This window comes from Paraburkholderia steynii (assembly GCF_900100565.1).
In the GTDB taxonomy this organism is placed as follows: Bacteria; Pseudomonadota; Gammaproteobacteria; order Burkholderiales; family Burkholderiaceae; genus Paraburkholderia; species Paraburkholderia terrae.
In genome coordinates, this window is sequence record NZ_FNDI01000037.1 from 1 (window position 1) to 17,956 (window position 17,956).

Here is a 17,956-nt window from a genome sequence, read left to right on the forward strand (position 1 = left end):
ACACACGCCTCACTTCGGACCGATTGCACATGCGCTCCACCCTGTAAGAGCGCCAAGCCATACGCCGCGACAACCTACACACAGTTTGCCACCTGGGCGGCACATACCATTCGCTGCTGCCTGCCCGAGTACGGGTATTCGAAGTGGGTGAGGCGCTCATTCAGAGCGCTGGCAACGCACGCAAACAGAAAGGCTGCCGTGTGAAGCGTAAGACCCTGTGGGGGCCCTCAGGCAAAAACTAGAATTGGCGGTGTGAGCCGCTTTCTTTTGCCTACTTTTCTTTGCGGCGGCAAAGAAAAGTAGGTGCCGCCCCGCACAGGGGCGACGCGTGAAGCAAGCTAACAACACGCGGATGACAGCGCAAACCCATAAAAACCAAACCGCCCGCGCCACGAAGGCAAATCGCGGGCGCCAGCGCAAAAGCAAAACTACCACCCAGCGTCGCAGACAAAAACCTCACAGCATGCTCCGAGGCCTCTGCATAGTCCCATCAAAAAACCTCTGCAACCGAAACGCAGAAAGATCAATCGACGGCTGCCCATCAACGATCCACTCAGCCATAAGCCGCCGAACAATAGGCCCCATGGCGAAGCCATGCCCACAAAACCCGGTAGCGACCAACAGGCCCTGCGCCTGAGAAGCAGCATCGAGCACTGGAATCCCATCGGGCAACACATCGATCAACCCGGCCCACGACTCAACCACCTGCGCATCCTTCAAAGCCGGAAACAACGCCCGCAGCTTCTGCAACGCTCGCGGCGCATGCGCACGATTCGGCTGCGGATTCGGATCCCGCGGATGCAACACACGCTCGTCAGCAGACAAAAAGCCCGGCACGCGCTCGCGTAAATCACGCACAAACGCGCCATTCAGATGAAAACTGAACTTCTCGCGCTGCGCCCAAAGCTCGGGCAAGAACCACTTGAGCGCCCGAAAATGCCCAAACGTCATATCGACATCAACCTGCATATCATCAGCGAGATTGATCGCGCCATTCGCCCGCTGGCGAATCCCAAGCCCATGCCCCCAGAATGTGGAAGCCGTAATCGCGGGCAACGGATTCGTGCGCATGCAGGTACCGCGCACCGCCTGCTGCGGCAAAACAATCCCCAGCGTATCGAGCAACCGCCAGCTACTCGCGCCCGCGGCGCAAATCACCTGCCGCGTGCGGATCGTGCCGCGCTCGGTGACGACGCCCGTCACGGCGCCCGCCGCCCGTTCGATCGCAACCACGCCACAACCCTCGAAAAACCGCGCGCCCGCTTCGATAGCCCGCGCCGCGAATGCGGCCGCCGCGCGACGCGGCTCGGCCTGGCCGTCGGTCGGCGTGTACAGACCGCCCAGCACCTTGCCCTGCATGCCGCGCACGTGCTGGTCGATCTGCGCGCGGTCGAGCACGCGCGTATCCAGCCCGTATTGCTTCGCGACGTCCATCCATTGCTGGAACGACGTCCAGTCTTCTTCGTTGTTCGCCACGTAGAGACAGCCGCCCTGCCGCCATTCGAGATCGAAATCCAGCTCGCGTTCAAGCTGCTCCCAGATACGCATGCCCGCCATCATCAGCGGCACTTCGGCGGCCTCGCGGCCCTGCTGGCGCACGAAACCCCACGCGCGCGTCGACTGCTGGCCCGCGATGCGCGACTTGTCCACCACCACCGCCTTCACGCCCCGGCGCGCCAGGTAGTACGCCGCCGCGCAGCCCATGATGCCCGCGCCCGCAATCACGACGTCGGCTTGATCGGGAAACGGCGTGTCGGCCGGGCTCAGGTTGGCGTGCAGCGGATAGGTGGTCGTCATCGGGAATGCGAGAAAGATATGGCGCCGAGGCCGTGTCGAGGGACAGCATCTTCTCAGGCCCGCCCGCGCGCCGCAATCCCGGTCAGAAAGGCGGCCGTCGCGAGCGCCCGCGCCAGCCCAATCCCCCTTCGGGCCGACGATCCGCCGCAAAAAACGCGTAAAGTCCCAAACCTTACCGATTAATTTCATGCGATTTGCATATATTTCACCGCTAAAATAGACAGGCTTTACATGATTCGAACACCGCCTCATTCGCGTGAGGCGGTCGAACTCATTAGAATCGGCGGGTTCGTCGAAAAAAGCTCGATCAATGCGGATATGGCGCGACACCAGGCGCGCCCGAAGTCTTGCGGTACAGTTGCGGTCCTGCGAAGGCAGCACGCCCAACCCGCGTGCCGCGCGGCGCTGCCGCCACGACGCCGCGTCACATACAACTACTTATAGCGATACACGATTCGCGCATGTCCAACGAAGCCACCTCAACCGACTCGCTTGCCGTCGCCGAACGCGTGCGCGAGTTGATGAGCCGTCACGGCATCGGCAAGCGTCAGCAAACCAGCGAGCTTTGCCGGATCCTCGATTTGAGTTTCTCGCAGGGTCACCGCAAGCTGCGCGGCAACAGTCCGTGGACGCTCTCGCAGATCAAGAAGGTCGCCGAGGTATTCGGCGAGCCGGCGGCACAGCTGTTCGGCGCGCAATCGCTCGATCCCGGCATGGTCGGCGCCACCGCGCAGGAAGCCGTGTTCGCGATCGGCGGCATCGAGCTGGCGTGTACCGCGTGGATCGGCGCGCCGATTGAAGCAGGCAGCCGGCCGGAATTCATCGCGTGGTCGAAGCTCGACCAGTGGCGCGTCGTGCGGCACGACGGCGCGCTCTATCAGAACGCGTATGAAGTCCACAAGATCGAGATCTATCCGCGCCGCGCCGAGACCGACAAGCCGCTGATCGCCGTCGTCGACGACGACCAGGCATCCGCCGACAACCTGCGCGACTATCTCGAACGCAGCGGCTTTGCGGCCATCGCGATCTACGGTCTCGCAGCATTCGCCGAGACGCTGCAGACGCAGGTGTTCGACGGCGTGGTGATCGACTGGCTGTTCGGCCTGCAGACGTCGGCGGAAGCGATCCGCGCCGTGCGCGCGTCGGAGAATCCGGACGCACCGATTTTCGTGCTGACGGGCGAACTGCTGACGGGCAAGGCCAGCGAGTCGGAAATCAGCGACATCGTGCGCAACTACGACGTGGCCTGTTACGAGAAGCCGGCGCGCATGGCGATTCTCGTCGCCGATCTGTCGAAGCGTCTGAGCCGCGCATAAGTCGCGGCCTCAAGCGCGGGCTCGCTCGTCAGCCCGCGACGGACGCCCCGTGCCGCGCCGCCAGCGCGCGCTGCACGGCGTCGCGCAGCACCTCGTAGTGAACGGGCTTGGTCAGGCTGTCGAAGAACAGATCCGCCTCCGCGCGCACGCTGCCGTCGGGCGCATAGGCGCTCACCGCGATCACGGGCGTGCGCACCGCCTCGCCTGACCTTTCCGCCTTCTCCGTATATTCGGTCATGAACGCGTAGCCGTCCTTGTCGGGCATGTGCAGATCGAGCAGCACCAGATCGCACTGCCGCGCGGCGAGCCAGGCGTGCGCATCGTCGGTATTGGCGACGGCGGACGCATCGCACCCCATGTGTTCGAGCATTTCGCACAGCGACTCGCGAATCAGCTGGTTGTCGTCGACGATCAGCACCTGCGGGCGCCCTTCGCCATGCGCCGTGTGCGGCACGACGGACGCGTCGGTGGGCGTGGCGACCGGCTTGACGGGAATCGTCACCGTGAAACGCGTGCCCTTGCCCACTTCGCTGTCGACATCGATCGTCCCGCCAAACAGATCGACCAGACCCTGCACAATCGCGAGCCCCATCCCCGCGCCTTCGAAGCGCCGCGTGCGCGACGCGTCGAGCTGCGTGAACTCCTTGAAGATCAGCGGAATCTGCTTGTCCGGCACGCCCGCGCCCGTATCGGTGACGACGATGGCCAGCGCGTCGTCGCGCTGGTCGAAATGCAGCGTGACGGTGCCGCGCTCGGTGTAGCGAATCCCGTTGGTCACGAGGTTGTTGACGATCTGCCGGATGCGGTGCGGGTCGGAATCGACGAGCCCCACCCTTCCGCTCGCGCTGCCTTCGAACACGAGACCCTTCGCCCGCGCGAACGGCTCGTGCTCGTCGACGATCGACGTCAGCAGCTCACGCGGATCGAAATGCTCGTTGCGCAATTCGAGCTTGCCGGCGCCGAGGCGCGCATAGTCGGTCAGATCCTTCATCTGCGCTTCGAGATGGCGCGCGGCCGTCTCCAGCCGCTGGATCACCTTGCGGTCCGCATCGGAGTGAAAGTTGAAACCGAGCAGCTCGATCGACGAGACGATCGCGTGCAGCGGCGTGCGCAACTCGTGGCTGATCATGCCGAGGAACGCGTCCTTGGCGAGGCTCGCCTCGCGCGCGGCGCGGCTGGCCTGATGCTCGGCATCGAGCGCGGCGCGCTGCTGCACGATCAGCTTGGTACGGCGCCGGCCGTTCATCACCAGCAGCGTGGTCGCCGCCGCCGACAGCAACAGCAGCACCAGCCCGCCCGCGAACAGCATCCGGCGCTTTGCGATGAAATCCGAATTCATCGCCTCGCGGTCCTGCAGGTCGACGTAGCGCCGGCTCAGCGCGAGATCGTTGACTTCCTTCCAGTGCTTGCGCAGTTCGTCGACCATCTGCGACGCGAGCGCGGGCGAAGCAGGCAGCGCGTCGAGCGAAGGCTGCATCGCGACCAGCATCTCCGAGAGCCGCACGATCTCTTCCTGCTGACGCTGCACGGTTTCCGTCTGCGCGGCCATGCGCTGCGTCGAGCCCGCCATCACGCGCAGCTTCGATTGCAGCACCTGGAAATGCAGCGTGAGCCGCTGATAGTCGCTATCGACGCCCGTCTCGTATTGCAGCAGCTGGCTTTCGAGCCGCGCGTAGGCGATCTGGAGTTGCGCGGCGTCCCAGTAGAAGCCGTCGTAGGTGCCCGTCAGCTGCTGGGTTGCGCGCGGGTTGAGAAGGGCCGAGTACAGCAGATAGCTGATCGCCGCGGTCGGCGCCGCGAGCGCGGCGATCCAGATGACGACGAGCACCACACGGCGCAGTGGGCGCCGTCCTATTTGACGATGAGAGCCTTGATCTGCCATACGAATTTCGCGTCCGCCGACGCCCCCGCCAGCTCGCCGGGAAACTGGTCGCGCGGATAGATGAGAAATAGCGGCCCGAAGTCGCTGACCTGCAGGCGCTTGCCGTTCATGCTGTACGCGACGATCACGCCATAACGGCTAGTGTCCGACACGGGAACAGTGTACGTGTAGTCATCCAGCGTATGGATTTCGATCTGATCGCCGTACGCGCCCACGGTCTTCAGGATATCCGCGAGCAGCGGCCCCGTGAAGGTGGATTTTGCCGTCCATGTCGTCGATGTCGAAATGGAATGGACGGGCAGCGCGAGCAACTGGGCTTCGGAAAAGTGAAAAACGGTGTGATCGTCGTCGTTGGTCTTCGCTATCTTGCCTTTGACGTCGAGCGCGAGCGTGGTCGTCAGCGGTGCGGCCGACGCGCCGAACGAAGCGAACGCCAGCGCGAAGACAGTGAACAGCGCGGACATCAGCGCGGACGCATGCAACCCGCCGCATTTCTTGTAGAGCACTTTCAGGTCCCTCTGGTGTGGTCTTGTTGTTAGTCGTGCCCGCATTGTGCCTGACAACGCCATCAGACGATAACTACAGCGCGGCCGGACCTGCCCCGACACAGAATCTTTACATGGCGTGCATAATATCGGCTCCATCTCAAAAAAAGCCGCTTCGCCGACGCACGTTCTTCCGGCCCACCACAAGCGCAACATCCGTCATGAAAAAGCCGGTTCTACCGTTGACCTACGAACAGCTCGACCACTGGATCGAATCGTTGCAGCCCACCCTGCTCGAAGAGCGCTTCGCCGCCGCTGTCGGCATTCTACGGGGCGGCGCACCGCTCGCGTTGATGGCTTCGCATGCGATCGGCGTGCCTGTGGCGTTTCTCAGCTATGACCGCAGGGCGCGCCACGTCACGTGGGACTCGGCCCAACCGCTGCCGGCGCCCGGCTCGAAGGTGCTGCTGTGCGAGGACATCGCGGGCCGTGGTTTCACGCTGGTCGATTGCATTGCGTTTCTTGAGCAGCACGGCCTGATCGTCAAGACGCTGACGGCCGCCTTCGACGAAATCAGCCGCATCCGCCCGGACTTTGCGAACGACGCGTCGGGCTTCTTCGCGCTGTTCCCGTGGGAACGCCAGGCCTATACGGACGACTATCGCGACGACTGGCTGAAAGTCGAGTCCGGTTCGGCCGGGAAAATGGCGGATGACCACGAATACGCGACCTATGCGATCGATCTGGACGGCATCCTGCTGCCCGACGTACCGCTGTCACGGTATGACGAAGATCTCGCCGCCGCTTTGAACGAGCGCGACGCGCTGTTGCCGTACGAGGTCTTGCCCGACGTCGATCTGCAGAAGGTGCGCGCGGTCATCACAGGCCGGCCGCACGCCGACCTGGAGCGCACGCGCGCATGGCTCGAACGGCACGGTTTCGGTCATCTCGAACTGGTGATGCGCACGCCCGACGCGCATGACGAAACGCCCGAAGGCGCCGCCGCGCACAAGGCGACCGCGGCGTTGAGCTGCGGGGTCACGCATTTCATCGAAAGCGATCCCGTGCAGGCGCTCCTCATCGCTAAGCTCGCGCCGCTGCTGCGGGTGATCTGGTGGGACGCGCTCAAGCACACAGGCACGCTGATCAGCGCGTCGGCCTGGCGCTGAGATTTCCTAAGCGCGCCACGCTCGCGGCGCCGAGCTTTACCGCGCCGCCGCGCTTGCGATTCCTCAGCCCGCCTGCTCCTTCATATCGCCAAGTTGCAGATGCCGCGCGGCGCGCTGCGACGCGACGACGATCAACTTCATCGTCGCGCGCGTCGCGCCGACGAATAGCTTGCGCGCGTTGCGCTCATCGAACGTGTCGAAATCCACTTCGCTCAGGATCACGCACGGCGCCGACTGCCCCTTGAAGCGGTAGATCGAGTCGAGCAGCACATCGCCTTCCCGATACGCGGGATTGCCGAACAGATCGTATTTGCCCGTGAAGCTGCGCAGCCGGTGCGGGCCGAGATGATCGAGCGGCCACAGCACCGAGCCTTCGCGTCCGCGAAACGACAGCACCGCGATGTCCTGCTTGCGAAAGCCAAGCGCCAGCGCCTGGGTGATCGCGCGCTTGGTCGCGTCGATGCAGCTTTCGGGCAGCTGGGTTTCGTCGTAGATAGACAGCGAAATATCGGAGCCGTCGAACGGACTGCCCGCCGCGAGTCCCGCCGCCAGCGGCACCGTCGCGCCGACCACGCCGCGCAGGTAGTCGAGGATGTCGCGCGGGCTGCGATAGTTGGTCGATTCGCGCAGCACCGTCCAGCCGGGCAACGCGACGCTCTCGCGCATATACAGGTTCTGCAGCGGATCTTCGAGCCACCACCATGCGCCGCCCGGCTTCAGCAGCCGCTCGAGCGCGGGCACCCACGGCTGCTGGAAGTCCTGGCCTTCGTCGACGATCAGCACGTCGTACTGGAAGCGCGCGTCGATCGGTGTGCCGGCGAATGCGCTTTCGAGTTGCTCGAACACGTCGCTGCTCTGGAAATCCGGCGCGCGGCCGCTATCCCTCACGATCTCGTCGCACAACTGGTGATAGTTCGCGACCTTCGCCTCGGGCGGCGCAACGCGCGCAATGTGATCCGCGAGCGGCCGGTTGAAGCACACATACAACGGACGCGCGCCACGCGCGACGGCGTCCTTCATCACCTGCACCGCGAGTTGCGTCTTGCCGGAACCCGCCGTGCCGATCACGCGCAGCCGGAACGGCGCGAATTCGAGCCGCCGCGCCCATGTGGCGAGGCCGCCCGCGAGCCGGGTGACGAGCGTGCCCGCCTGACCGACCAGCGCGCTCGCATCGGGCGCGAGCGCCAGTTCGTCGGCGAGGAAGTGGTGAATCTTCGACGCGCACGGCAGACGCGGCTCGTCCTCGGGCAGCGCCTCGCGGATGACACTGACGAGCTGGTCCTTGCGCGTCGCGTCGACGATGCGCGCCGGGTTCACGCCGGAGATTGCCGCATCCTTGACGATGTGATCCGGGCAGTACAGCAGTTCTTCGATGAAATACGTGCCCGCGCCGAACGCCGCCGTGAAGCGCCGGTGCAGCCCTTCGATCGTGCGCGCGAGCGCAATCGCGACATTGCGCTCGGTCTGCATGTAGACCTTGACCAGCCCTTTCGGCGTCTCGCGCAAAAAGCCCGTTTTCTGCTCGACGATCATCACGCGCCCCGCCGGACTAACGATCACGAAGTCCGCCTCGCCGAACACCGAAAAGCCTTCGTGCAATCGGGTCCAGTGGACACCGTGATAGACCGTGTACTCGCGCGGCAGCGCTTCTTCGAGCAGCGCCAGCGTTTCGCGCTCGCGCGAGGCGGCGCCCGTGGCAGCAAGACTCTTCCAGTCGTCGGGGACAATGCGGGCCATGCGCGCCTCGTCAAAATGGGGTGCGCCCATTGTACGCAACGCGTGTAGGGGCATTGGCCGCTGCCGGAAGAAAAAGGCCGCTTCGTGTATCGTTGCTGGTTGAACGCCGCGCGCAGCGCGGCTTGCCAATCAAGAAGACGAAAGAGGATTACCGGATGATTACAGTCTGGGGACGCGCCAACTCGGTCAATGTGCAGAAGATCCTGTGGGTGTGCGACGAGCTGGTCTTGCCCTACAACCGCATCGACGCCGGCCTGCAGTTCGGCCGCAACGACGAACCCGAATACCTCGCGATAAACCCGACGGGCAAGGTGCCGACGCTCGTCGACGGCGACTACGCGCTGTGGGAATCGAACTCGATCCTGCGCTATCTCGTCATGCAGTACGGCGAATCGAGCGTACTCTACCCCGATGAACCGAAGGCGCGCGCCAGCATCGACCGCTGGCTCGACTGGTCGCTGTCCACGCTGCAGCCCGCCGAGCGTCCCGTGTTCTGGGCCATCGTGCGCACGCCCGAGGCCGAACGCGACAACGTGAAGCTCGCCGCCGACATCGACAACGTCGCGAAGCTGTGGAAGATGCTCGACGCGCAACTGCAAGGGCGCTTCTTTATCGAAGGCGAGAAGTTCACGCTCGCGGACATCGTGCTGGGCGCGTATGCGAAGCGCTGGTTCGGGCTGCCGGGCGTCGAGCGGGCGTCGCTGCCGAATCTCGAACGCTGGTATCAGCGGCTGTCGACCCGCTCCGGCTTCAAGCAATACGTCGACTTCGATCTGACCTGAACATGACTATCTCGCTTTATGCATGGGGCACGCCGAACGGCCGCAAGATCAGCGTCGCCCTCGAAGAAATGGCGCTGCCGTACGCCGTCAAGCCGATCAATATCACGAAGGACGAGCAGTTCGACCCGGACTTTCTCGCGATCAGCCCGAACAACAAGATTCCCGCGATCGTCGATCCCGACGGACCGGACGGCAAGCCGATCAGCGTGTTCGAATCGGGCGCGATCCTGCTGTATCTCGGCGAAAGGACGGGCAAATTCCTGCCGCAGAGCCTGCGCGACCGGGTGCCCGTGCTCGAATGGCTGATGTGGCAAATGGGCGGCTTCGGCCCGATGCCGGGCCAGGTGCATCACTTCGCGGCGCTCGCTTCCGAAGACGACAAGCGCTACGGCCTCAAGCGCTTCTCTACCGAAACGCGGCGGCTGTACAAGGTGCTCGACGCGCGCCTCGCCAAAAGCGAATACGTGGCGGGCGACCTGTCGATCGCTGACTTCGCGATTCTCGGCTGGGCGTGGCGGCACGAACGCCACAAGGTCGATCTCGCCGAGTTTCCGAACGTGAAGCGCTGGTACGAGACGCTGTTCGCACGCCCGGGCGTGAAGCGCGGGTTCGACGTGAAGCTCGATTGACGCACCGTATAATCAGCGGATGAAAAACGCCAAGCCAACCGCTGCCGACGCTGCATCCACGCCGGGTCATGCGCATGCCGCAGATCACGCGCATTCGCACGCGGACGACGCGCATCACGATCACGCGCACGGCACGCCTGCCTCGGCCGAGGCGGCGCTCGCGCTGGCCGAAGAATACTGCCGCGAGCGCGGCGAGAAGCTCACGCCGATCCGCCGCAAGGTACTGGAGTTGCTGCTGACGTCGGGCCGCGCCACCAAGGCGTATTCGCTGCTCGACGACATGCGCCAGATTCACCCCGGCTCCGCGCCGCCCACTGTGTATCGCGCGCTGGATTTTTTGCTATCCGCGGGGCTCGTACACAAGATCGAGTCGATCAACGCGTTTGCCGTCTGCCACGATCTCACGCAATGCCAGCACGGCATTCTGGTGGTGTGCCAGCAATGCGGCAACGTCACCGAACTGCATCAGCCGGCGCTGCGCGAAGCACTCGTCGCGCAAATCGAAAACGCAGGATACCGGCTCGCCGGTGATGGAATCGAGCTGAAAGGACTGTGTTCGGCATGCCAGGCGGCGCAAGCCGCCGGCAGCTGAACACATCCGTCAAAGCGCCGCGGTTCGAGCGTCAGGTCAAACCGGCGGCGCGCGCGCCTATCGCGTCATGCAATAGCGTCACCAGCGCCTCGGGCGGCGCCGGCTTCGTCATGAAATGCTGGAATCCTTCGCCAATGCTGCGCAGCCGGTAGGCTTCATCGGTATGGCCCGTCAAGGCCACTGCGACCGAAGGTGAATGATCGCCGCGAATCTCGTGATCCCGTACGCGCTGAATCAGATAGAAGCCGTCCATGGCGGGCAGATCGAGATCGCAGACGACAGCATCGGGCAACGCCCGCACGGCCGCCTCGACACCCTCTTCCGCATCCGCCACGGCGATGACGTTGGCGCCTTCCGATTCAAGCAAAATCTTCAACGATTCCCTGTTCTGCGGATCGTCTTCCACGAGCACGATCGTGGCCTGATCGAGCCTCAATACTCCGTTCATCTTGATGTTATGGCTTGAAAAGCTGGTTATGCACTCTGACGTGGCCATGATGTATCTAACGCAATGTGTACCGCGCCAGCGCCGGCAGCGGAAAACGGTTCAACGTTTCTACTCTCGTATGCACGTTCTTACCAACGAGTGACGGACGCGCTGTTCGTCCGACAAACTCCCCTGTTTCGCAAATTCGTTAATGCGCGCGCCGTCGCCCGGCGCATCTCGTTTCATTCGGACTCAATTGTACGGAACGAGTTGCAAGCGACTGCGCGCTTGTCCGCTTCGGCATATAGCTTGACGGCAGAACACACCGCGCCATGGTGACGATTGCGCAAGGCGCTTGCGTGACCGTCCGAAATCAGACATGCGAAACGGATAGCATGAAGCACGTTGCGTGCCGCGTCGGACGCTGTGTGTGACAGCTTCTATTTTGATCCAACAACGTTCACGCTGCAGCAGGCGGGGTGACGCCCGGGGTGACGCCCGGGGTGACGCCGTGTGTCAGCAGCGCGACCGCATGACGCGCGATGTCGTCGGCGGTCAGCTTGCGGCGCGCCGGATCGTTGCGCCACATCGAAGAGGTCGCGAGCGGCAAAATCGTAAGTCCGATCACCGACAGAAAAACCAGCGACGGCTCCAGTTGCCGATTGAGCTTGCCTTCCTTCTGCCATTTCTCGATGAACTCGATACCGCTTTTCTGGTTCGCGTTACCGAAGCGCTCGTGCATGCGCTGCTTGAGCAGGCCGCCTTCGCTGATCACTTCGCGAATCCACAGTGACGGGAACCACGGGTAATCGCCCGCCACTTCGACGAGCCGCTGCGCGAGCAGCGTGATCCCCGCGATGGGGTCGTCGGGATACGTCTGAAACGAGCCGCTGAGCTTCGCGCGCAACGGCAGGAAGCGTTCATCGATCAACACGTCGAGCAGCTGATCGCGCGTCTTGAAGTAGTAATGCATCATCGCGGGCGTGAAGCCGGCCTCGCGCGCGACCTGGCCGAGCGTCGTATCGACGATCCCCTGCCGCGCGAACAGCGCGAGCGCCGCGTCCAGCAGACGGGCGCGCTGTTCCGGCCCGCGCCCGCTGCCGGAAGGCCGGCCGGGCCGGCGCGCAGCGGGCGCGCCTTGTGCGCCTGCGTTGTCGCAGCCCTGCGCCTGGGACGCCTGCTCAGCCTGATCCGAACCCGCTACCGATTTTGTTGCCATGACCATGAATTTGACGAATGCTGGAATATGTCATATATTAATCTGCATGTTAATTAATTTCAAGAGATCTTAAAGCCATGGAAGCCCAGATGGACAGCCAGACTCTTCCTGCCGAAGCGGCGCCCGCAGCCATCGAGCGCCCGTCTCTTCGCGTGCTGTTTCCGGCGCTGCTGCTGGTGATGCTGCTCGCCGCGCTCGACCAGACCATCGTGTCGACGGCGCTGCCTACTATCGTCGGCGAGCTTGGCGGACTGGACAGCCTGTCGTGGGTCGTCACCGCATACCTGTTGACGTCGACGATCGTCGTGCCGCTGTACGGCAAGTTCGGCGACCTGTTCGGCCGCAAGGTCGTGCTGCAGACGGCCATCGTGCTGTTTCTGATCGGCTCGGCGCTATGCGGCGTCGCGCAGAACATGACGCAACTGATCCTCTTACGCGCGTTGCAAGGGCTGGGTGGCGGCGGACTGCTGGTGATCACGATGGCGGCGATCGGCGACGTCATCCCGCCGGCCGAGCGTGGCCGCTATCAGGGCGTGTTCGGCGGCGTGTTCGGTCTGGCGACCGTGATCGGTCCGATGATGGGCGGCTTTCTCGTCGACCATCTGTCGTGGCGCTGGATTTTCTACATCAACGTGCCGCTCGGCATCGTCGCGCTGCTGGTAATCGGCGCGGTGTTCAAGCCGCGCGTCGCGCACGTGAAGCACACCATCGACTACATGGGCGCGGCCTTTCTCGCGGGCGCCCTCACCTGCCTGATCCTGTTCACGAGCCAGGGCGGCACGGTGCTGCCGTGGACGTCGCCGCAACTCTGGGGCACGCTGCTGCTCGCGTTCATCTGCATCGGCGGATTCATCTATGAAGAGCGTCTCGCCGTCGAGCCGATCATGCCGCTCGAGCTGTTTCGCGACCGCACGTTTCTGCTGTCGAGCGCGATCGGGTTCATCGTGGGCGTGTCGCTGTTCGGCTCGGTAACGTTCCTGCCGATGTATCTGCAGGTGGTGAAGAATTCGACGCCGTCGGAAGCCGGCATGCAGATGCTGCCGATGATGGGCGGCGTGCTGCTGATGTCGATCATCACGGGCCGCATCATCAGCCGGATCGGCAAGTACCGGATGTTCCCGATCATGGGCACGTTTCTCGTCGGCGTCGCGATGGTTCTGCTGACCACGCTCAAGCTCGAGACACCCGTTCATGTGATGTATGCGTACATGGGCGTGCTCGGCTGCGGTCTCGGCATGGTGATGCAAGTGCTGATTCTCGCCGTGCAGAATGCCGTGCCGTTCAAGCATCTCGGCACGGCGACGTCGGGCGCGACACTGTTCCGTTCGATTGGCGGCTCGGTCGGCGTCGCGGCATTTGGCGCGATCTTTTCGAACGGACTCGCTTCGCGCCTGCAAGCGCTGATTCCGCCCGACACCGAACTGCCGCACGCGCTCGGCCCCGCTGCGATTCATCACTTGCCTGCCGTGTTGCGCGACGATTATCTGCAAGCATTCGCAAGCGCTTTGCATACGGTGTATGTCGTCGCGGCGTGCGTGGTGGTGCTCGCGTTCGCGCTTGCATGGCTGTTGAGAGATCATCCGCTGCGCAAGCAGTAAGCCTCGTCGAAAACGGACAAACGCTAGCAAACAGAAGCACGCTCACGCTCGACGTCACGCACAAAAGACGTGCAGCATTCATTCGACATGCTCTGCAGTTTTCACATACATGGGCCGGCCGCTTTGCACGCCGGCCTTTGATCTGATCGATGTGTTTCCTATGATTAATCAGTGACGCGCCACGTTGTATTCGCGTCTATGCAAAAACCCTGATGTGCGTTCGTTTTCCCCCTGAAATCACGACACGTTTGTGTTCGGTAGGTAACAACGTCGATTGACGCGACGAGCGAAAGAAACCATATTGGCACACACAGCGGCCCCGTAACGAAAGGACTGGGCCGGCCGCTACCCAGCGCATGTGGATCGCGAGTTCCGCCAACTGCGAGTTTGCTTCAACTTCGATCCTGAGCATGCCGAAATGGCATCGCCTACAACTGGTTGGGGTTAAGCATGTCTGCTGAAACGTCACCTGCCCAGGGTTTCCCAACGCCGTGTACACGGTGCGGGGGCGTGCTGTACCAGCATGTCGAGTTTTGCCCATACTGCGGCGCCGATCATCCTCTCGAACGAACCCAGCGCAAGCGCGCCGGTACGCAACTGAGAGCCGTCGACAGCCCGCCGCCCGTTCCTGACGAAGTCCATACCCCTGAGGCAGCCGGCCTCCCGTCGCTCGCCTCGCCCGATCTTCCCGTTCCGCCGATCGAGGAGCCGCCACCGCTACGGCAATCGGCCGGCCGCTGGCTCGCCACGAAAGGCGTCGTGCTGCTGCTCTTCATCGTCGCGCTCGGCTACGCGGGCTATCTGCTGCTCGGCGACAACCACAGGCAGGACACGGCCACGGACGAAGCGACGAACAGCGCAAGCACGTCGGGCGGATCGATTTCACCGTACACCGCGCCGCAAAGCGCGCGCAACACACCGACCGCCAACGTGACCAACGTGCCCGCCGCAAAGACGCCGCTCGCGCCCATCGCGCCGCCGCGCCCGCGCGTGGCCCAGCACTACCGGGACGTGCCCGATGCATTACGCGCGGCGCGCGCCGCGCTCGCACACAACAACCTTGCCGAAGCGCAGTCCGCGCTATCAGACGCACTGTCTGTCGAGGCGAGCAATGCGGAAGCGATGCAGATGCAAAGCGATCTGAAGGATCGCGAGAACAAGCGTGACGTTGCGCTCGGCGTTGCGACCACCTGTGCGAAAGACAAGTTATGGGGCTGCGTGCGCGAGCGCGCAGCGCAAGCGCTCGCGATCGACGTCAGCAGCGTCGACGCGCAGGCGCTGCTCGAACGCGTGATTCTTACGACGGGCTGGAAACCGCTGTCGGGCGCAACCGCGGCCGCGCCGCGCGCCACGACGCCGCAAGCCAACGCGAACGCTGCGCCGGCGCCCACCATGCCCACGAACAACACGGCAACGACGAACAACGCAGCCACTCCCCCAGCAACGAACACGGCCGCCAGCAGCATCGAAGCGCAAATGCGCGCGATCCGCGAATCGGGCTGGAAGAAGGCGCCGTCAGCGAACAAACAGTAGAGCAAGCAGAGCACGTCACGCAATCGAGAAAACGAAGCTACTTAACGCATTGCAATGCCTGATGTAACGGAACATGCGCGTCAGCCGTTGGCGCATGCTGTTCAACACACCATAAGGTAGGTAGACCATGCTCAAAAAAATGCTGACGGGATTGACGGGACTGATGTGCTTGATGATCGCGTCGTTGGCCGTCGCGGCCGGGGTCAGCGCGCACTACAAGATCGTCACCGGACAGGAACGCGGCACGTACATCCAGATCGGCGCCGATCTCGCGAAGTATGTCGCGCAGCCCGCGGGCATCGACCTCGAAGTGATGCCGTCGAAAGGCTCCGCGGAGAACGTGCAGCGTATGCGTTTCGAGCCGGGCGTGAAGCTCGCGCTCGTGCAATCGGATGTGTATCAGGCGTATATCGACATGGCCAATTCCGGCAATGCCGACGCGGGCACGACGATCCGCCCGCTGCGGCTCATCATGCCGCTCTACAACGAGGAGATCTATTTCGTCGTGCGCGACGACTCGCCGATGAAGACGATCAACGAGATCAAGGACAAGGTCATCAGCATCGGGCCGATCGGCAGCGGCACGGCGCAATCGTCGACCACGCTCTACCACCTGATGTTCAATCAGCCGATTCCCGAGCAGAACGTCCAGAGTCTTTCGAACGAAGACGCGATTGCCGCGCTCGTCGTGAAGAAGATCGACGTGGCCGTGATCGTCGCGGGACAACCGGCCAAGCTCTTCACCGATATGAATCCCGATCTGCTCGCGCAGATCCGTATCTTGCGCGCCGATCCCAACGCGGCCGAAACCACGCGCGCAAAGGAAACCTATTTTCCGGCGACGATCCGCCAGAGCAGCTATCCGAACTGGCTGAAGGAAGACGTACCGACGCTGACCGTGAAAGCTTTTCTCGTCACCTATGACTACGGCCTGCGCGACACGGTGAGCAACCTGAACCGCTTCGCCGATTCACTGTGCGAGAACTTCGACGTGTTGCAGGAAAAAGGCCATCCGAAGTGGAAGCAGGTCAAGCTCGAACTGCCGCCGCTCACGAAAGGCTGGCAATACTATCCGCCCATCGAGCGGCACTTGCGTTCGTGCATCGCGCGCCGGGCGTCGATGCCCGCGGGCGGCGCGACGGCGGCGGCGGTGCAGCAGCAACCTGCCGCGCCGAAAGTGAACAAACGTCCGTGCTCCGATCAGGAGCGTCTGCTGCTGTTGTGCGGCAAGTGAAATCGCATTGACGCGACGAGCACAAAAAAGCGCCACTGCGCATCTCACGCAGTGGCGCTTTTTCTTTTCGTCCTCTCGCACGACTACTGCGCGGACGCGTTGCCTTCCCAACCAAGCCCCAGACTCTTCTGCAACGCGACGTAGTCCTTGATCAGCTGCGCATCACTCTGTACGCGATTCTGCTCGGCTGTATAGCGCGTGCGTTCCGCGTCGATCCAGTCGAGCGCCGTCGCCGTGCCCGCGCGATAACGCTGCTCGGTCAAGGTCGCTGCGCGCGTCGCGGAGCCTTCGACCGTGCGCAGGCTGACGACATTCTCACGCTCGTGCCCGTAGCGCGACAGCGCGACATCGGCATCGCGCAGTGCGCCGAGCACGGTGCTTTCGTACTTCGCCTGCGCTTCGTCGAACGACGCGCGCGCCTGATCGACTTTCGCTTTCGTGCGGCCGAAGTCGAAAGCGTTCCATTGCAGATACGGCACCCCGAGCCACGTGAGGTTGTCCTTGCGCACCAGATGGCCAGGGTCCGCGGCGCTGTAGCTCAGGCTGCCGAACAGCGTGACTTTCGGAAACCAGTCCGCCTCGCGTTCGCCGATCTGCGCGCTCTGTGACGCGAGCCGCCGCTCGGCTGCGCGCACATCGGGACGTCGCCGCAGCAGTTGCGCTGGATCGCCGACGGCAACCGTCTGCGGCAGCGCGGGCAGCGGCGCGGGCTGCTTCAGCATGTCGTCGAGCGCGCCCGGCTCGCGGCCCGTCAGAAGCGCGAGTTCGTCGAGCGATTCGGCGATCTGCGCGTCGAGGGGAATGAGTGCGTTGCGCGTGTTCTCGACCTGCGTGCGTACGCGTTCGACATCGACTTGCGATGACACGCCACGCTCGCGCCGCTGCTCGGTCAGCGACAGCACATGCTCTTCTAGCTCCGCCGACTTGCGCACGATCGCGATGCGCTGCTGCTGATCGCGCAAGCCGACATACGCGCTGCCGATTTCCGCAGCGAGTTGCACGTGCGTATCGGCGAGGTCGGCTTCGGACGCATCCGCTTCCGCCGACGCCGCTTCGACCGCGCGACGCGTGCCGCCGAACAGATCCAATTCCCAACTCGCATCGAAGCCAGCCAGATACAGCGCGACGGGACCACGCCCCGACGAGCCGGAACTGCCACCGCTCAGCGACGACAGATCGGGTTCGCGCGTGCGCAGATACGCCGCGGTCGCGCCGACTTTCGGCAACGCGTTGCTTTGCTGCTGCGTCAGCCCGGCGCGTGCCTGGCGTACGCGCGCCTGCGCCGCGCGCAGGTCCGGGCTGTTGTCGATCCCCGCTTCGATCAGCGCAGTCAATTGCGGATCGTTGAGCGCGACCCACCACGCGGCGACGCCCGGCGCAGTCGCTACGACGCCATCGGGCGCGCGCTTGAAGCTGCTGGCGTTCGTCGTGGCGGGCGCACCCTTGTAGTCGGGGCCGACCGTGCAGCCCGCGAGCAGCACAGTCAGTGCAGCCGCGACGGCTGGAAGCATCGATGCGACACGCGAAACGCGACGCGACACAAAACGGGAATCGGA

The 17,956-nt window shown here is 63.7% G+C and carries 15 protein-coding genes; 8 read left to right on the forward strand and 7 right to left on the reverse strand.

Translation table 11 applies throughout. The features are described from left to right. Positions 1-456: 456 nt before the first annotated feature. Positions 457-1,797, reverse strand: a complete 1,341-nt coding sequence (locus tag BLT65_RS39975; RefSeq protein ID WP_091789078.1) for an NAD(P)/FAD-dependent oxidoreductase — start codon at positions 1,795-1,797, stop codon at positions 457-459. 461 nt (positions 1,798-2,258) lie between these two features. On the opposite strand from BLT65_RS39975, the gene BLT65_RS39980 reads away from it, so the two are divergent. Beyond that, positions 2,259-3,113 carry a helix-turn-helix domain-containing protein gene (locus BLT65_RS39980; RefSeq protein WP_091789082.1) on the forward strand — a complete coding sequence of 285 codons (855 nt, stop codon included), beginning with the start codon at positions 2,259-2,261 and terminating at the stop codon, positions 3,111-3,113. 28 nt (positions 3,114-3,141) lie between these two features. Here the strand turns inward: BLT65_RS39980 and BLT65_RS39985 are convergent, their stop codons facing one another. Both BLT65_RS39985 and BLT65_RS39990 read right to left on the reverse strand, forming a co-directional pair. Beyond that, positions 3,142-4,995: an ATP-binding response regulator gene (locus tag BLT65_RS39985; protein WP_208545879.1), complete on the reverse strand. Its 1,854-nt coding sequence runs from the start codon at positions 4,993-4,995 to the stop codon at positions 3,142-3,144. Beyond that, positions 4,965-5,501, reverse strand: coding sequence for a putative pterin-binding protein (locus BLT65_RS39990; protein WP_091789088.1), 537 nt, complete (start codon positions 5,499-5,501; stop codon positions 4,965-4,967). Before BLT65_RS39990 ends, BLT65_RS39985 begins: the two co-directional genes overlap by 31 nt. Before the next feature lie 200 nt (positions 5,502-5,701). Here BLT65_RS39990 and BLT65_RS39995 point away from each other — a divergent pair, with 200 nt between their 5' ends. Then, entirely contained in the window at positions 5,702-6,649 is a 948-nt protein-coding gene (locus tag BLT65_RS39995; protein ID WP_091789091.1) for a phosphoribosyltransferase, read from the forward strand. A gap of 63 nt (positions 6,650-6,712) precedes the next feature. Here the strand turns inward: BLT65_RS39995 and BLT65_RS40000 are convergent, their stop codons facing one another. After that, positions 6,713-8,386 (reverse strand): ATP-binding domain-containing protein, encoded by a 1,674-nt coding sequence (locus tag BLT65_RS40000; RefSeq protein ID WP_091789093.1) that lies wholly within the window; start codon positions 8,384-8,386, stop codon positions 6,713-6,715. A gap of 155 nt (positions 8,387-8,541) precedes the next feature. On the opposite strand from BLT65_RS40000, the gene BLT65_RS40005 reads away from it, so the two are divergent. Genes BLT65_RS40005 through BLT65_RS40015 form a run of 3 tightly spaced genes read left to right on the forward strand, consistent with a single transcriptional unit; the run spans position 8,542 to position 10,389 of the window. Continuing rightward, a complete protein-coding gene (locus BLT65_RS40005; protein WP_042314768.1) occupies positions 8,542-9,168 on the forward strand; it encodes a glutathione S-transferase family protein in 627 nt (208 codons plus the stop codon). Between the two features lie 2 nt (positions 9,169-9,170). After that, entirely contained in the window at positions 9,171-9,797 is a 627-nt protein-coding gene (locus BLT65_RS40010; protein ID WP_091789096.1) for a glutathione binding-like protein, read from the forward strand. Positions 9,798-9,816: 19 nt separating this feature from the next. After that, entirely contained in the window at positions 9,817-10,389 is a 573-nt protein-coding gene (locus BLT65_RS40015) for a Fur family transcriptional regulator (protein ID WP_091789099.1), read from the forward strand. A 31-nt stretch (positions 10,390-10,420) separates the two neighbouring features. Here the strand turns inward: BLT65_RS40015 and BLT65_RS40020 are convergent, their stop codons facing one another. Both BLT65_RS40020 and BLT65_RS40025 read right to left on the reverse strand, forming a co-directional pair. Next, positions 10,421-10,885: a response regulator gene (locus BLT65_RS40020; RefSeq protein ID WP_042314759.1), complete on the reverse strand. Its 465-nt coding sequence runs from the start codon at positions 10,883-10,885 to the stop codon at positions 10,421-10,423. Positions 10,886-11,276: 391 nt separating this feature from the next. Continuing rightward, positions 11,277-12,041, reverse strand: coding sequence for a TetR/AcrR family transcriptional regulator (locus BLT65_RS40025; protein ID WP_091789102.1), 765 nt, complete (start codon positions 12,039-12,041; stop codon positions 11,277-11,279). An 83-nt stretch (positions 12,042-12,124) separates the two neighbouring features. Here BLT65_RS40025 and BLT65_RS40030 point away from each other — a divergent pair, with 83 nt between their 5' ends. The 3 genes from BLT65_RS40030 to BLT65_RS40040 all read left to right on the forward strand — a co-directional run bounded on the left by BLT65_RS40030 (position 12,125) and on the right by BLT65_RS40040 (position 16,400). After that, positions 12,125-13,633 carry an MDR family MFS transporter gene (locus tag BLT65_RS40030; RefSeq protein ID WP_042314767.1) on the forward strand — a complete coding sequence of 503 codons (1,509 nt, stop codon included), beginning with the start codon at positions 12,125-12,127 and terminating at the stop codon, positions 13,631-13,633. A 510-nt stretch (positions 13,634-14,143) separates the two neighbouring features. Then, positions 14,144-15,166, forward strand: a complete 1,023-nt coding sequence (locus BLT65_RS40035; RefSeq protein ID WP_244186974.1) for a zinc ribbon domain-containing protein — start codon at positions 14,144-14,146, stop codon at positions 15,164-15,166. Between the two features lie 127 nt (positions 15,167-15,293). Further along, entirely contained in the window at positions 15,294-16,400 is a 1,107-nt protein-coding gene (locus tag BLT65_RS40040) for a TAXI family TRAP transporter solute-binding subunit (RefSeq protein WP_091789108.1), read from the forward strand. A gap of 83 nt (positions 16,401-16,483) precedes the next feature. Here the strand turns inward: BLT65_RS40040 and BLT65_RS40045 are convergent, their stop codons facing one another. Further along, positions 16,484-17,911, reverse strand: a complete 1,428-nt coding sequence (locus tag BLT65_RS40045; RefSeq protein ID WP_091789224.1) for an efflux transporter outer membrane subunit — start codon at positions 17,909-17,911, stop codon at positions 16,484-16,486. Positions 17,912-17,956 lie beyond the last annotated feature (45 nt).

Excerpts from the sequence above, each read along its gene's own strand:
- BLT65_RS39975 (WP_091789078.1), bottom strand. The coding sequence starts at position 1,797 with ATGACGACCACCTATCCGCTGCACGCCAACCTGAGCCCGGCCGACACG.
- BLT65_RS39980 (WP_091789082.1), top strand. The coding sequence starts at position 2,259 with ATGTCCAACGAAGCCACCTCAACCGACTCGCTTGCCGTCGCCGAACGC.
- BLT65_RS39985 (WP_208545879.1), bottom strand. The coding sequence starts at position 4,995 with ATGGCAGATCAAGGCTCTCATCGTCAAATAGGACGGCGCCCACTGCGC.
- BLT65_RS39995 (WP_091789091.1), top strand. The coding sequence starts at position 5,702 with ATGAAAAAGCCGGTTCTACCGTTGACCTACGAACAGCTCGACCACTGG.
- BLT65_RS40000 (WP_091789093.1), bottom strand. The coding sequence starts at position 8,386 with ATGGCCCGCATTGTCCCCGACGACTGGAAGAGTCTTGCTGCCACGGGC.
- BLT65_RS40005 (WP_042314768.1), top strand. The coding sequence starts at position 8,542 with ATGATTACAGTCTGGGGACGCGCCAACTCGGTCAATGTGCAGAAGATC.
- BLT65_RS40010 (WP_091789096.1), top strand. The coding sequence starts at position 9,171 with ATGACTATCTCGCTTTATGCATGGGGCACGCCGAACGGCCGCAAGATC.
- BLT65_RS40015 (WP_091789099.1), top strand. The coding sequence starts at position 9,817 with ATGAAAAACGCCAAGCCAACCGCTGCCGACGCTGCATCCACGCCGGGT.
- BLT65_RS40020 (WP_042314759.1), bottom strand. The coding sequence starts at position 10,885 with ATGGCCACGTCAGAGTGCATAACCAGCTTTTCAAGCCATAACATCAAG.
- BLT65_RS40025 (WP_091789102.1), bottom strand. The coding sequence starts at position 12,041 with ATGGTCATGGCAACAAAATCGGTAGCGGGTTCGGATCAGGCTGAGCAG.
- BLT65_RS40030 (WP_042314767.1), top strand. The coding sequence starts at position 12,125 with ATGGACAGCCAGACTCTTCCTGCCGAAGCGGCGCCCGCAGCCATCGAG.
- BLT65_RS40040 (WP_091789108.1), top strand. The coding sequence starts at position 15,294 with ATGCTCAAAAAAATGCTGACGGGATTGACGGGACTGATGTGCTTGATG.
- BLT65_RS40045 (WP_091789224.1), bottom strand. The coding sequence starts at position 17,911 with ATGCTTCCAGCCGTCGCGGCTGCACTGACTGTGCTGCTCGCGGGCTGC.